The sequence below is a fragment of the Acinetobacter seohaensis genome (assembly GCF_056431365.1).
This window is the reverse complement of the sequence record NZ_JBWKMK010000029.1, coordinates 36,366-48,870: the sequence shown is the minus strand read 5'-3', so window position 1 is coordinate 48,870 and position 12,505 is coordinate 36,366. Positions and strand designations below refer to the sequence as shown.

Sequence of the window (12,505 nt, the reverse complement as noted above, 5' to 3'; positions counted from 1 at the left end):
TTTAAGACACGCGCAGCACACGAGTGCTAGAGGTCTTTAAAAATTGTTCATAAATCTCAGGATGTGCAGCCTTTAATGCTTTGCTGTCTAAGGTGTTGCGTTCCTGATATTTGAATGTGGCCAAACGCTTTTCTTCAGCAATAATCATTTCTGCATCTTCCATTCGTGTGCAGATCTGCAGCTTTAATGCATCAAGTTCGCCACTTGCTTCTTTGATCGTGGCGTTTAGGTCCTTATACTCAGCTACTAGCTGGGCAAGGTCGTCATCTGCTTGCAGCGCCTGATCAGGATTGTGTTTTGCCCAACGATGCAAGACATCATCAAATGTGGTTGGCGCTGGTGGTACGTCTGCCAGTACATGCTCATGCCAAAACTCAGAACATTGCTCGACAAGCATTTCAAACAATTCAGGGTCGAAAGCAATTTGGTAGGTACGGAACTTTTGACCACCGATCAGCACACCTAAACCGCAAAGTGATGCACCTGTAATACCCATGTACCACTGGCATTGAGTCAGGTAATAATCAGGTACCGATTCGGTTTGTTCATCACCCCAAAGTTTTGCCAAGTATTGGTTTGCAGTCTTGCACTCAAGAATTCGGTCTGTGGTCAGCTTGCCATCTTTGATCCGCACATTGCCTGCAATTTCTGGATTGATAATGGCGCGGTCAATATTGGCACGCATCCAGTCTTGTTCAGGGTGAGCGATCGTTGCATTAACACGCTGCACCTTAACGCCATTCCGTTTGGCATACTCTTTGGCCACAATGTCTTCTAAAGTGTTGCCCCAGTAAGCAGCCTCAGATTGAGAATCTTCAAGTTCAGACCGTGAAGTTTTATCAAGCCACAATTGATAAGGTGATTTGTACTTGCTCAAACCAAGGATTGCAGCCACATCAGAACCGCCAATGCCTAAACGACGAGACTCAAGCCATGCTTGGCGGGCGTTTTCAGCACTTTGTAAATCCACTGCAGTATTCATATTCAATCTCCCTGATAAGCGCCAAAAACGTGTTTACGAGGATAAATTTCAGAACGCACATAACCACGACTTACTTGTGCAGGCATTTGGTTGATAGGCGTAACCCATGTCGGGAAAAACTTAGAATTCAGATCAACCCACAGACCGCCATCAAACTTTTGGTTTGTGTCTTCGCGGTAATACTCCAGCGTTTCACCATTGACCAAAATGTGGTGTGTTGCTTCAATAGGGGTAGCAACTTTAGGAATGAAAGCCATCATCGCATAGCCTCCAAATGCGCTTTGGTTGCATTAACCTGTGAAACTTGTTCCGCTTCACAAGCTTTTAAACCAACACCAAAAAAGATGAATGTGCTTACTGCAATCAGCGCAGATGCAGCAGCATTTGAAGCAAAGCTTTTAAGCTTAGAAACGAAGCGTTTTTTGTCTTGGCGCTTAATTAGCCTTTCGACTAGCTTGTTATGAGAAGTATTTGTTGTCATAATTGACCTCGCAGTTTGGAAAAGCACACATGATTTGACGGTCGGTGTGCTTTTTTTGTTTTGATAATTAAAGCATACTTTAATAAATTGCATGTGTAAAGCATACTTTAATAAATATTTTAAACTTTACTTTAATTTGTGCTTTAATAGACAAAAGAAAACCCACCGCTGGGGTGGGTTGATCTTAAGTTGATACTTTATTTTTTTACTTCAGTAATACTGATCGGCTTGTCTTTCTCAAACTCGACGATACCTTCACCGCCTTTGAAGTGAATAGAAACTCCATCATCATTCGCTAAGCGAACTCCACTACCAGAAACAGCGCGTTTAAGATGATAAACTTTACCCGATCCATCAATCATTTGTGCAGTTTCAAATAGGTCTGATGATTTTAGGAAAAGTTTTAAATCATTAGGGCCTACAAAACTGATAACTTGTGTATTTTCAGGGGCATTGCGTATCACGTTTTCGCGCGTAACTTCTTTATTTGGAGTCGAAGTACAGCCAGTGATCGCTAGAGCTACAAGAGTTGCACCTAACACGTATTTCATTTTATTTTCCTTTTTGTCTTCTAAATCATTAGAGTAAATATAATAAATGGTATAAAACTACGTTTAAATCCACTGTTACAGAGTTATTACACAAAAAACCCACCGCTGGGGTGGGTTGGATGGATTTAAGCAATAGCTAAATTAAGTTACTGTTGATGTTGTTTAGATGGGATATTAACTTTTTTTATATTGTCGCAGTAGATCATTACTTCAGAGCCTTTAACCTTATAATAGGCACTATAGTTAAGTTCATAATCTTCTTGGCGATACCCTAAATAAATTTCTTTAATTTCTGGGCAATTATCATAAGAAACTATCCATTTTGTTCTTACTTTATCTAAAGCTTTTCGAATTTGTACATGATCTTCATGAACATAAAAATTACGATATAAACCCTGACCTTTGACGTAGTAAGGAGGATCTAAATAAATGAGAGAATTTTCCGGAAGTAAAGAATCTACTTTGCTTAATAACTCTAGAGCATCATAGTTGTAGACTTTGATGCGCTCCTTAAACTCTCCAATTTTTTCAATTCGCTTGGCTAAATTTTCTTTATGAAAACGCGCATCAAGCTTATAGTGGCCATCCTGATTTTTACCACCAATTACTCCACCTTTTAAGATCCCTGAACGGTTAGTACGATTTAAAAAGAATGCAGCGAAGCCATGTTCAAGTTCAGAATGTTCAGTGGGAGCAGAAAGAATAGCTTTTTGTTTATACCATTCTTCAATAGTTACTGGAGTATCATACAAGACCTTTAGGAATTCCTCTGTTTCTAAAGTCACTGATTTCCAGAAATTATAAACAGCTCTGTCAAAATCATTGATATGTATATTTTTACAATACTCACTAAAGAGCAAATCTAAAGCTACACCTGCACCTCCCGCGAAAGGCTCGAGATAATCGCCCGAAAGATGGTTTATTTCCATCAGATCTTTTACAAAGGGCGCAAATTTGGCTTTTCCACCAGGATAGCGTAGCGGGGTTGAGAAGCGCATAAAGATTTAGAGCCTTTAGTGTAAGTGTGCAAGAACTTCGAAAAATTCTTGTTTAAATTTTTGAACTGATGAATCGTTCTCAGCGCACCATTTTTCAATAATTTCCATATTATCAAAATGTGTGGTATTGGTGTTAAACCATTTTTTCATAATTTCATTATTAGACATATCACTTTGATTTAATTTGAGTATATTTTGTTCAACATAATCGGATGTATACTTACAATTCTCCCAAAAATCTAAGTTATCATAGTAATTTTTTAATTTGTCATTGAGATAACTATAAATAATATTTTCAGGATTTCTTAAATAAGGAGGAGTGGAGGGGGTAAATGATTTATCCCCAGGTAACGTCAGAATATTCTTTTGAGAAAGTACATATTCCAGATAAGTTGATTTAGTAACGATATCATTATCAAGAATAATAACTACATTCTTAAAATAATCATCTGCTTTATTTAATTTTATTAGAACATCACAACCCAGGGATGCTGAAGTTAATTTAAGAGAACGACCAAACTCAATAAGTTCGTCCTTTAAGTTTAAATATTTCATTATTTTTTCGAAGAAAAAACAAGCTTCTTTATCTTCAAAATAAACTTTAATTGATGGTAAATCTTTAACCTCTTCAATACTAAGAAGCATATCATTTTTAATTTTTTCATATGTTGGAAATGGCATTGGCCTTGGCATTCGAGTATCTTGTAAATAAACTACTGAATCCTTTGGCTCTTCAAACTTACTTTGGTCTTCTTGATCTTTAAGAACAGATTTAATGATAGTAAGAGAGTGTGTCGTAGCCATAATTTGCAGTTTCAGGTCTCTTCCTTGTTTTTTTAATACTTCAATAAGATTCATTTGAGCTTTAGGATGAAGCCCCGACTCTATTTCATCAATAACTAAAATTCCACCAATATAAGCTTCTTTTAATTCTCTTTTTAATTTATTAAAAGAGGCTAAAGCAGTGACGATTGCACTGACAGAATCTTGCCCTAAAGATATAGATAAAGTATTGAAATCCATATTTGGTACTTTAGATCTTTTTTTACTTCCTTTGAAATCATGGTCAATTACTTCAGAAGCAGAAACACTATTTATTCTAATTATTTTATTGAATATTTCATGTATAAACCTTTTATCTTCATCGTCCATATTTTTAAGAATTTTTTTGCTGATATCAGCATCTTCAAACTCCCCAATTGGGGTCATTCGACTCATTCCTAAATATATAGTTGGTAAAGGTATTTTACCATCGCCAGCACCAATTCCAATTTCTTCACTTTGTTCGCGGTCTTCACTTCTCGGAATTAAACGAGGCCTTATTGTTGATAACGTAGTATTTTTACTAATATTGCATTTCTTTTTATGGATTGCACAAAAATCAAAGCCTTCCTTATTTTGTGTTTCAATATAATAAGTAAGGATTGCATGGCCACGATGACCTGGGGGTAGTATTTCAGAATCATCTAGATAAAATAATTCTTCAAATTTTGATTGATAAGTTTTTTCAAAATACGATTTATAATCTGCAGATTTAATTCCTGAACTGTTTGCTATTATTCCAAGAATTGTTGATTTACCAATAGCATTATGCCCAGCTATTAAAGTTATTCTTTCAGTAATAGGTATGCTAAAATTTTTTAATTTTCTTATACCTATTTCATCAAAGGATAATTTAGATAACTTTATATATTTCATTACCGCCCCAATAAAAATAAATTCAATAAATTAAAGTTGTAAAATCATAAAATGAAAGTAAATAAAATTTTAAACATCCCTATACAATCCAACTACCTTACCCAAGCCGCATTAGCGGCTTTTTTATCAATCTTTCTTATCAACCATCTTTTGACCCAACTTTCCCTCATTGCATAGCTGGATCAATTGCTCATTAGTAAGAACAGGAATGAAGTGTAGATCGCCAATTTCTTCTGAGAGAATTTTAACTTCTTCAGGGTTTAGCGTTAGCGGTTCGTTAGCGGCTGAAGCCTTGTTAATACGCTCAATGATTTGATTCATTATTTGTTTTGGGTGCATAAGTATTCTCTATTTTTAAATTTATCCCGCCCGCCAAAACTGGCGACCTATTACTTTAAAATTCCTTCCATTTTCTTCACTTACAATTCTGTCTGGAAACTTTTCATTCAAGCTATGAAGCACCAAAGAGCCGTTAGCTTCTTTAAATATTTGCTTCAACATGCCTTCGCCAGCCAAATACACAGCGTAAATTTCACCATCTATAATGTCTGTTTGCGCTAAGTTAATACCAACTAGGTCACCATCCTTAATGAAATCCGCCATGCTTTCGCCTTTGGCTTTAATGATTTTCATGGATTTTTCAGTAACGCCTTTGTCTTTCATAAATGAAGGTGAAAATGGGATTTTTCCATTAATGGTGTCAAAGTGAAATTCAATTGATTCGCCAGCGCCACATGAAAAGACAGCCTCAACAACATCGATCCAAACAAAATCATCTTTGTGGTCTTCGGTTGCAACCACGGTATCTACAGCAACAAGTGGATCAAACTTAATAGTTGAATCAACATCGTCCAGCATTTTAAATTTTGAATCGCCAGCTAGCCAGTGTGGGTTTACACCCAAGTACTGTGCAGCCTTTGCATTTTTTAAACTATCAAGTGAGTTGGTTTGTCCGTTAATCCATTGACCTATGGCGGCAACTGACACACCACAAAACTTTGCCATTTCACTTCTTTTTAATTTCTTTTCATTTCTGGTTTTCAAGAAATGGCTAATAGCAAGGTTAATCCTATCCTGAAGAGTGTTCATAAAAATAAAACCCACTTTAAATTTAAAGCTAGCTTACAACATGAATAATAAAGCTTGCTTGCAAATGTTTATTAAAGTATGCTTTAAAAATAAAGCGTACTTTGAGGAATAAAAGTGAAAGTACTGATTAAGACAAGTGATGCTATGAAATTCTTCAAAAATGCATCCCACTTAGCAGATGAGATAGGGGTTACTCCACAAGCTGTAAACCAGTGGGGGGAGTATGTTCCAGACCCATCCGTTGGAAAAATTATGGCTTTGATTCCCAGTATTCATTTTGAAATACGCCGTGATAAGTCAGTTTCATCTATAGCTCCCGCATTAACTGCATAAATCAATTATCAACCAATTGATTTTATTTAAACACGTTCAAAGGAAGCCTAAATGAACATCTTAGATGCGGCATATCACACGGTGCATGACTACCCAGGTGGGGCAAATGCTCTAGCACCAAGACTCGGCATTAAAAGCCCAGCCGTGCTGAACAGCAAAGTGAATCCAAATACGGATACCCATCACATTACGCTTGCTGAAGCTTCAAAACTAATGGGAATCACAAACGACTACCGTATTTTGCATGCACTTAATGTAGAGCACGGCAAGGTTGCAATTGATATACCTAAAATTCCTGAATGCCGCGACACAGCCTTGACTGAACTGGTGTTAAACATGGGGATCAGTGGCGGTGACATTCAATCTGTATTCAAAGAAATGATGTTGGATGGCCGTATAACTCGTGGTGAAGCGGTGGATATGTCACGAGTCATAAACAAGCTACACAAGATATTGGCTGAACTGGATGCCAAGGTACACGCTTGTGTTGAAGGCAAAGAAAAAGCCTGACGGTCTAGGTCAGGCTTTTGTATTCAAAACTTAGAGGGCATTGAATGAACACAAATTTAGCACATGAACCACCACTACCTCAAGGGCAAGTAGTTCATTTCCCAAAAAATGAGCGCAAAGCTATGTCGAATAAAGAAGAGCGCTACACCAAGATGCCTAACATGTTAATTGATAGTCGGATTATGGCTCAGTTAAACGATAAGGCATTTAAGTGTTTAATGTTTGTCATGCGCCAAACCATAGGGTTTGATCGCGCATCACACCCAATTGCTATTACTCAATTTCAAAAGTATTGCGGGATTAAAAAACGCGACACGGTTATGTCATGTATTCGCGATCTGGAAGAACTTGGTTTGATCAAAGTTGAGAGAACAACAGGATGTCTAAATGAATATTTATTCACTCCTGACCAGTACCGCGAAAAGGGACTAGTACCAAATGAGGGTAGTACCCTTAAAGGTGATGGGACTAGTACCGCCAAACGGGACGGGACTAGTACCGCGAAAGGTGACGGGACTAGTCCCGTTGAACGGGGCACTATTAAAGAAACACTTAAAGAAACATTTAAAGAAAACTTTAAAGAGAGAAACACGCAGCAAAATCCAGTAGATCAGGTATTGAATCTCTGGACACCAGATTTACATTCTTTGAATTCTTGGTTGCAACGATCAGGTGAAATGCCAATGACACAAGATCAAGTGAATCAGGTTTTGCTGGAGGTCAATGCGCATTACGAGCAAAAGTTTAAATCTGGCCTGATTACAGAAACTCAGATGTATTCAAATTTTGTGAAATGGATTAAGCGAAAGTTTTCACGCAGTACAAACACCCACCAACACAAACAAAGCCAAGTTAGCACTTCACGAAACGTCAACGACGCTTGGGGTGATGTGACTCAGTATGCGCCTTGCTCAACTGACGATATCGATTTGGGGGACCTTGTATGAACTCAATTGCAGCAGTAGCAGGATTTAATTTCCAAGTGAGTAGTGACATTTGTCCCATCCACGGTGAACTCAAAATCAAAGCAGGGAGTAGTTTAATTTGTGGAACCTGTGCTAAAGAAAATGTGATTCAAAGCAACCTTGAGCACCAAAAAGCAGTTGATGCCATGGTGCGAAAAAAACACTTTGAAGGTGCCAAACTCCCAAGCCGACACGCCAAAAGTGGATTCAACGAGTACATCACTCAAAACGATGGCCAAAGAAATGCCAAAGAGCTTTGCGTGAAATACACCAAGGATTTTATTACGGGCCTTACACGTAATTTGATCATGGTTGGTCGTACAGGTACGGGTAAAACACATCTGTCTTGCGCCGTGGCTAGAAACGCTTTGGATAAGGGCAAATTCGCAAGATACATCACGTCTGAAGACATGGCAGCAGAAATTGCCAATGCATGGACTAAGCCTGATGACACCGAAGCACAAGCCGTTTATCGATTCACTGAGTATGACTTACTGATTTTGGATGAATACGGTTTGCATGATCGGCACGAGAACAGACTGCAGCTGGTGCACAAAGTGCTGTACGCACGTTATGACGAAGGAAAGCCAACGATGCTCATTTCAAATTATACGTTAGAAGAATTGCGCAAAGATTTAGGTGATCGACTGTGGTCCCGTTTTCAACATGATGGGTTGGATGTTGTGGAATGCAACTGGGCAGATCAGCGAGTAGGGGGTGCAGTTTGAAGCATCCTAAAGATTTTTCAACAATGGATTTTGTTGGATCTAAGGGCGTATCGCAGTTAACACGCGGTATCGCAGTTCTAATTTTTATTAAAAACACCAAAGTTGCCTCAGTTGACGTGATTCGAGCGCAGGTATTACCAGGCATGTCAAAGAGATCGGTACAGCGATATTTAACAAACTTGGAAGGCATTGGGTTAGTGCGTCGCACTGGCTATGTAAACACTGGGTATCGCTATTACTTATCAGGTATGGCCAAGGAATTATTTGAGGTGAAGGCATGAGTTTTAAAGCAGGTGACAGGGTTGTTGTGGTTGAAGGCAAGCTCAAGAAGTACAGCGCAGTGTATCCAGTTTTGAGGCTGGACAATAGCGGCAGCCATTTGGCTATTCGCTTATTTGGAGAGTTTCTTGTGCCGTGTTTTTGTGTTCGCCATGCAACACCTGAAGAAATAGCAGTTGGCCACCGCATTGATAAAAACACTGATTATGTGAGTGATATTAAAAACCACATTAGTCCAATGACGATAGTGCAAGGGGATTTATGAGCAATAAAGACTTTTTGATTTGTGTGCTGCTTAGCGCATTTTTATTTTTTGCAATTAGGTTCTTTTGGAAGTGGCTCAGTGGTGGATTCAATAACACTGCGGTTATGGAATGGATGAGCCGAGGGTTTAGCTTTGGGATTGGCCTTTGCAGTGCATTGGCTGTCGTGGTGTTGGTTTTGAAGTTGCTGCAAGGGGATTGAGCATGAAAGCGAATGACTTCCAAGAATGGCTGAAAACAACGCCTGAATACCAAACATTAGTTTTCCAACACGGTGAGCGTCTGTTCATTCAACGTGATGGTGAGTTTGAGAATCTGACTGTGCGGTTGGCTTATCGGGTTTGGGCAGAAAAGCAAGATCGGATTGATAAAGCCTTGAGTATCACAGGTAATTATTGTGATGAAGATGATGCGGCATTGTTGATTTTTGTTTTGGAAAAGGCTTTGCGAGGTGCCAGTGACTAGCATCTCGCTTGCTGAATACAGAAAACTTTATGGCGGTGGTCGTAAGACTGCCAGCAAGCGTAAGAAAAAGGTTAAAGGCGCAAAGGTGGAAAGTGTGGGTGAGGCAGCATTAATCCAGCAGCTCAGAGCGTTAAAAATCGAATTTGTGCAGGAATTTAAATTTCACACATCACGAAAATGGCGGGCAGATTTTCATATCAAAAATACGAAATTATTGATCGAGATTGAAGGCGGTATTTGGAGCGGTGGGCGTCACACAAGGGGCAAGGGCTACATAGGGGACATGGAAAAATATAACGCGGCAACAATGTTGGGTTTTCAGGTTTTACGGTTCAGCACAGAGCAAGTGACAAGTGGTTTTGCGATTAAACAGATTGAAGGGTTGGTGAAGGGATGAATGCAGCAGTGGCGGAAAAGTTTGAACAATTTGAATGGCTGACTCATGGCATTACGGCTAAGTCGCCAAATTTTGAACCAAATGTGCGTGGCACTGGAGAGAAGCCTTTGAATTATGAAGATCGCTTGGGTGCTATTGCATCTATGGAGACGCAATTAGCCAAGTCAGTTACGGCTTTGATTGTTTTTGATGGTAAATGCGAAAGTGATTACGAATATGTTCGTGGGCATCTGGTAAATATCATGCTTAAAAACGCCATGGCAGATAAAAAGCGCGAGCCTGAACACATCACAATAAATCACATGGCGTACCTGATTGCGCGTATGATTATAGACTTTGCATTGGATCCTCAGCTTGAGGCTAATTTCACAGCACAGGGGCGTTTGTATTATGCGGGTATTAATTGCCACCAGATGACGGTTGATAATTATCGAATGACATGGAAAACCTATGAACGACTCATGGTTATGGCTATTGAATCAGCAATTGATGAAGCATCAAAGGCGATTGAAAAGTATAAAAAAAATACTTACAAAGAATTGCGAGCATAAGTATTTCGTTATTCCGAAAACTAGGGTATAGTTTTTATAAGATGGTCATATTATGGCTATCTAGCTTAATAAGCGAAAGCAAATGACGATCAGGAAAGACTGATAATTACCGTAAAGCTCACAGAAATGTGGGCTTTTTGCGTTTTATAAATATTTGATTTGGACTAATATAGTAAAAGATAGTTATCCGGTTTGCAGTGATTTCACATGAAAATAATATTTTTGTTACTGGCACTAGGGATTGGAAATAGTGTATTTGCAATTGAAAGTTATGATCAAATGTACCTAGATGCTGGGGCGGTGAATCAGAAATTTGATATAATTAATTACGATAAATATTTAAACGTAACCAGATTGATAAATAATGAATTTGCGAAAAGGTTGCCAGCTCAGGTTGATAGTCAAACTACGTATACAATGTTCAAGCTATCGCAGAATGGACTGAGAGTTTCACTTGAGTTAGATGGAATTAACACGGTAGAGGAATTAGAAGAAAAATTGGACGAACGTTTATTTTTGCAAATGATCAAAAACAGAATGTGTGGAGAACCGCTGATATTTGAATCTAAATTTTTTACTAAAACAACTCAGGGAAATGTTGTTTATGAAATCAATAATCCAACAATGAAAAAATTAAAATCTTACAGTATTAACTTTAGAGATTGTCAATAAGTTAAAAGCTCGCCAAATGGCGGGCTTTTTTAATGTCTGTAAAAAGGCGACCCAAGCCTACTGGAGTGCTGACCAGTGGAACATACCATCGAGTAAACTTCCTTCGGGAATCTAGGCTAGGGAGTAGCGCCCCGACCTAAAGAGGATTGAAAGCAAGTAAAGCAGACCGTGCATGTTGGGTGTGTGTGATTGTGAGTAGCGGTAGATCAGTTGCCGAGCTGGTCAATATCGTAATCTAAGGCAAGGGTGTGGCAGATCACCACATCCTTTTTTAAGCGCCATTAGCTCAAATGGATAGAGCATGGGTCTTCTATACCAATGGTTGTGGGTTTGAATCCTACATGGCGTGCCAAAAAAACAGATACATAACAATTGATCTTTTGTGTTGGATTTAATACCTTATTGGGTGAATCAATCTAATTGATTTTTAGAGTATTTTAATAATTTAACAAGAGGGGGTTTTATGGTATCGGTTAGAGTTTACGTTCTTTATCATCCAAATGGCGGAAAGCCATCAGGAAAAACAAGAATTAGTGTAATGGCGGAAAGCAAGACTGAATCAGCTGTTGAGGCTGCTATTGAGAAAGCTTACCCTAAATGGAATTTTGTAATTCTTGAGATAGATTAAAAACCCCGTTGCCAAGTCAATAGGCTTGGTAGCACTTGCCGAACAGATTACGGCACATAAAGCCCCTTGCATTCTAGATGTTGAGGGGCTTTTTCTTTTCTAATTGGTGATTACATGACAGACAAAGTACAAGCGAAAAAAGACTTAGAATTTTGCAGTGCTGAGCTGTCTAAGTATCAGAATCTCAGTAGATCGGGATTGACACGAAATGAGATGCTAACGATTGACGGCATCATGCGCCGATTGAAAGAGCGAATTAGAAACTTACGGAATGTATTGCTGTGAAACGACCAATGCCGCCTCAAAGCCTGCTTGATCTTGATCCTGAAGAACCAGTGGGATTTGAGCCTGCACACGAACTAAAAGAATGGATTTTAAAAACATTCATTGATGAGGATGGTGAGCTACACAACCCTGATCACATGCATATATCGCCATGGGATGATGATTTATTTATGGTGCTATGGGCATCAAGTGGGTTTAAAAAGTCTGAAAAAATTGTTTTAGGTCAGACTGAAAAGTTTGCACCGATGGCGGGCGGCTGGCGAAAGTTGCGTCAAGAAAAACAGATGATTGATTGGTTTGGTTGTGTGCCGAATTTCATCATCACGATTGATGCATGGTTTGCACACAATGCCAGCGATACTGATTTTTGCGCATTGATCGAACATGAGCTGTATCACGTGGGTGCTAAAAAAGATGAAGATGGTAACTACCAAATCAGCCCGTCTACAGGCGAGTATAAATATTATTTGCGACCGCATGATGTAGAAGAATTTCACGGTGTCGTTCAACGTTACGGTGCATCACCAGACGTTCAAAAAATGGTGGAGCTTGCAAATGATGGTCCAACAATCGGCAAAGCAAAAATTGCTCATGCATGTGGTACGTGTTTATTGAAGTTGGCTTAAATTT

General features: G+C 38.8%; 21 protein-coding genes and 1 tRNA gene. 14 read left to right on the top strand and 8 right to left on the bottom strand.

Going from position 1 to position 12,505, the window contains the following annotated elements; translation table 11 throughout:
- Position 1: 1 nt before the first annotated feature.
- The 8 genes from AC07E5_RS04670 to AC07E5_RS04635 all read right to left on the bottom strand — a co-directional run bounded on the left by AC07E5_RS04670 (position 2) and on the right by AC07E5_RS04635 (position 5,799).
- A complete protein-coding gene (locus tag AC07E5_RS04670) occupies positions 2 to 982 on the bottom strand; it encodes a YqaJ viral recombinase family nuclease (protein ID WP_498624769.1) in 981 nt (326 codons plus the stop codon).
- 2 nt (positions 983 to 984) lie between these two features.
- Positions 985 to 1,242: a hypothetical protein gene (locus AC07E5_RS04665; protein ID WP_498624767.1), complete on the bottom strand. Its 258-nt coding sequence runs from the start codon at positions 1,240 to 1,242 to the stop codon at positions 985 to 987.
- Positions 1,239 to 1,556: a hypothetical protein gene (locus AC07E5_RS04660; RefSeq protein ID WP_498624765.1), complete on the bottom strand. Its 318-nt coding sequence runs from the start codon at positions 1,554 to 1,556 to the stop codon at positions 1,239 to 1,241. The genes AC07E5_RS04665 and AC07E5_RS04660 overlap by 4 nt, the downstream gene beginning before the upstream one ends.
- Positions 1,557 to 1,660: 104 nt before the next feature.
- Positions 1,661 to 2,014, bottom strand: a complete 354-nt coding sequence (locus AC07E5_RS04655) for a hypothetical protein (RefSeq protein ID WP_498624763.1) — start codon at positions 2,012 to 2,014, stop codon at positions 1,661 to 1,663.
- A 146-nt stretch (positions 2,015 to 2,160) separates the two neighbouring features.
- On the bottom strand, positions 2,161 to 3,012 hold the full coding sequence (locus tag AC07E5_RS04650; protein WP_035265476.1) for a DNA adenine methylase: 852 nt from the start codon (positions 3,010 to 3,012) through the stop codon (positions 2,161 to 2,163).
- 15 nt (positions 3,013 to 3,027) lie between these two features.
- Positions 3,028 to 4,710, bottom strand: coding sequence for an AAA family ATPase (locus AC07E5_RS04645; RefSeq protein ID WP_035265474.1), 1,683 nt, complete (start codon positions 4,708 to 4,710; stop codon positions 3,028 to 3,030).
- Positions 4,711 to 4,836: 126 nt separating this feature from the next.
- Entirely contained in the window at positions 4,837 to 5,049 is a 213-nt protein-coding gene (locus AC07E5_RS04640) for a hypothetical protein (RefSeq protein WP_498624761.1), read from the bottom strand.
- Positions 5,050 to 5,070: 21 nt separating this feature from the next.
- Positions 5,071 to 5,799: an XRE family transcriptional regulator gene (locus AC07E5_RS04635; RefSeq protein WP_498624759.1), complete on the bottom strand. Its 729-nt coding sequence runs from the start codon at positions 5,797 to 5,799 to the stop codon at positions 5,071 to 5,073.
- A gap of 114 nt (positions 5,800 to 5,913) precedes the next feature.
- Here AC07E5_RS04635 and AC07E5_RS04630 point away from each other — a divergent pair, with 114 nt between their 5' ends.
- The 14 genes from AC07E5_RS04630 to AC07E5_RS04565 all read left to right on the top strand — a co-directional run bounded on the left by AC07E5_RS04630 (position 5,914) and on the right by AC07E5_RS04565 (position 12,501).
- A complete protein-coding gene (locus AC07E5_RS04630) occupies positions 5,914 to 6,132 on the top strand; it encodes a Cro/CI family transcriptional regulator (RefSeq protein WP_151805483.1) in 219 nt (72 codons plus the stop codon).
- A 51-nt stretch (positions 6,133 to 6,183) separates the two neighbouring features.
- Entirely contained in the window at positions 6,184 to 6,642 is a 459-nt protein-coding gene (locus tag AC07E5_RS04625; RefSeq protein ID WP_498624757.1) for a phage regulatory CII family protein, read from the top strand.
- A gap of 44 nt (positions 6,643 to 6,686) precedes the next feature.
- Entirely contained in the window at positions 6,687 to 7,589 is a 903-nt protein-coding gene (locus AC07E5_RS04620) for a replication protein (protein WP_498624756.1), read from the top strand.
- Entirely contained in the window at positions 7,586 to 8,335 is a 750-nt protein-coding gene (locus AC07E5_RS04615) for an ATP-binding protein (RefSeq protein WP_498624754.1), read from the top strand. Before AC07E5_RS04620 ends, AC07E5_RS04615 begins: the two co-directional genes overlap by 4 nt.
- Positions 8,332 to 8,616, top strand: a complete 285-nt coding sequence (locus tag AC07E5_RS04610; protein WP_498624752.1) for a hypothetical protein — start codon at positions 8,332 to 8,334, stop codon at positions 8,614 to 8,616. Before AC07E5_RS04615 ends, AC07E5_RS04610 begins: the two co-directional genes overlap by 4 nt.
- On the top strand, positions 8,613 to 8,879 hold the full coding sequence (locus tag AC07E5_RS04605; RefSeq protein ID WP_498624751.1) for a hypothetical protein: 267 nt from the start codon (positions 8,613 to 8,615) through the stop codon (positions 8,877 to 8,879). The genes AC07E5_RS04610 and AC07E5_RS04605 overlap by 4 nt, the downstream gene beginning before the upstream one ends.
- The gene (locus AC07E5_RS04600; RefSeq protein ID WP_242769316.1) at positions 8,876 to 9,079 is read left to right on the top strand and encodes a hypothetical protein; all 204 of its coding nucleotides are present in this window, start codon (positions 8,876 to 8,878) and stop codon (positions 9,077 to 9,079) included. Before AC07E5_RS04605 ends, AC07E5_RS04600 begins: the two co-directional genes overlap by 4 nt.
- Before the next feature lie 2 nt (positions 9,080 to 9,081).
- Complete coding sequence (locus tag AC07E5_RS04595) at positions 9,082 to 9,342, top strand: hypothetical protein (protein ID WP_498624749.1); 261 nt, start codon at positions 9,082 to 9,084, stop codon at positions 9,340 to 9,342.
- The gene (locus tag AC07E5_RS04590; protein WP_225530860.1) at positions 9,335 to 9,739 is read left to right on the top strand and encodes a DUF559 domain-containing protein; all 405 of its coding nucleotides are present in this window, start codon (positions 9,335 to 9,337) and stop codon (positions 9,737 to 9,739) included. Before AC07E5_RS04595 ends, AC07E5_RS04590 begins: the two co-directional genes overlap by 8 nt.
- On the top strand, positions 9,736 to 10,290 hold the full coding sequence (locus AC07E5_RS04585; RefSeq protein ID WP_498624748.1) for a hypothetical protein: 555 nt from the start codon (positions 9,736 to 9,738) through the stop codon (positions 10,288 to 10,290). The genes AC07E5_RS04590 and AC07E5_RS04585 overlap by 4 nt, the downstream gene beginning before the upstream one ends.
- 207 nt (positions 10,291 to 10,497) lie before the next feature.
- A complete protein-coding gene (locus AC07E5_RS04580) occupies positions 10,498 to 10,962 on the top strand; it encodes a hypothetical protein (RefSeq protein WP_168526674.1) in 465 nt (154 codons plus the stop codon).
- A 275-nt stretch (positions 10,963 to 11,237) separates the two neighbouring features.
- Positions 11,238 to 11,314 (top strand) — tRNA-Arg (locus tag AC07E5_RS04575).
- 111 nt (positions 11,315 to 11,425) lie between these two features.
- Positions 11,426 to 11,590: a hypothetical protein gene (locus tag AC07E5_RS04570; RefSeq protein WP_208011711.1), complete on the top strand. Its 165-nt coding sequence runs from the start codon at positions 11,426 to 11,428 to the stop codon at positions 11,588 to 11,590.
- Positions 11,591 to 11,871: 281 nt separating this feature from the next.
- Positions 11,872 to 12,501, top strand: a complete 630-nt coding sequence (locus AC07E5_RS04565) for a putative metallopeptidase (RefSeq protein WP_498624745.1) — start codon at positions 11,872 to 11,874, stop codon at positions 12,499 to 12,501.
- Positions 12,502 to 12,505 lie beyond the last annotated feature (4 nt).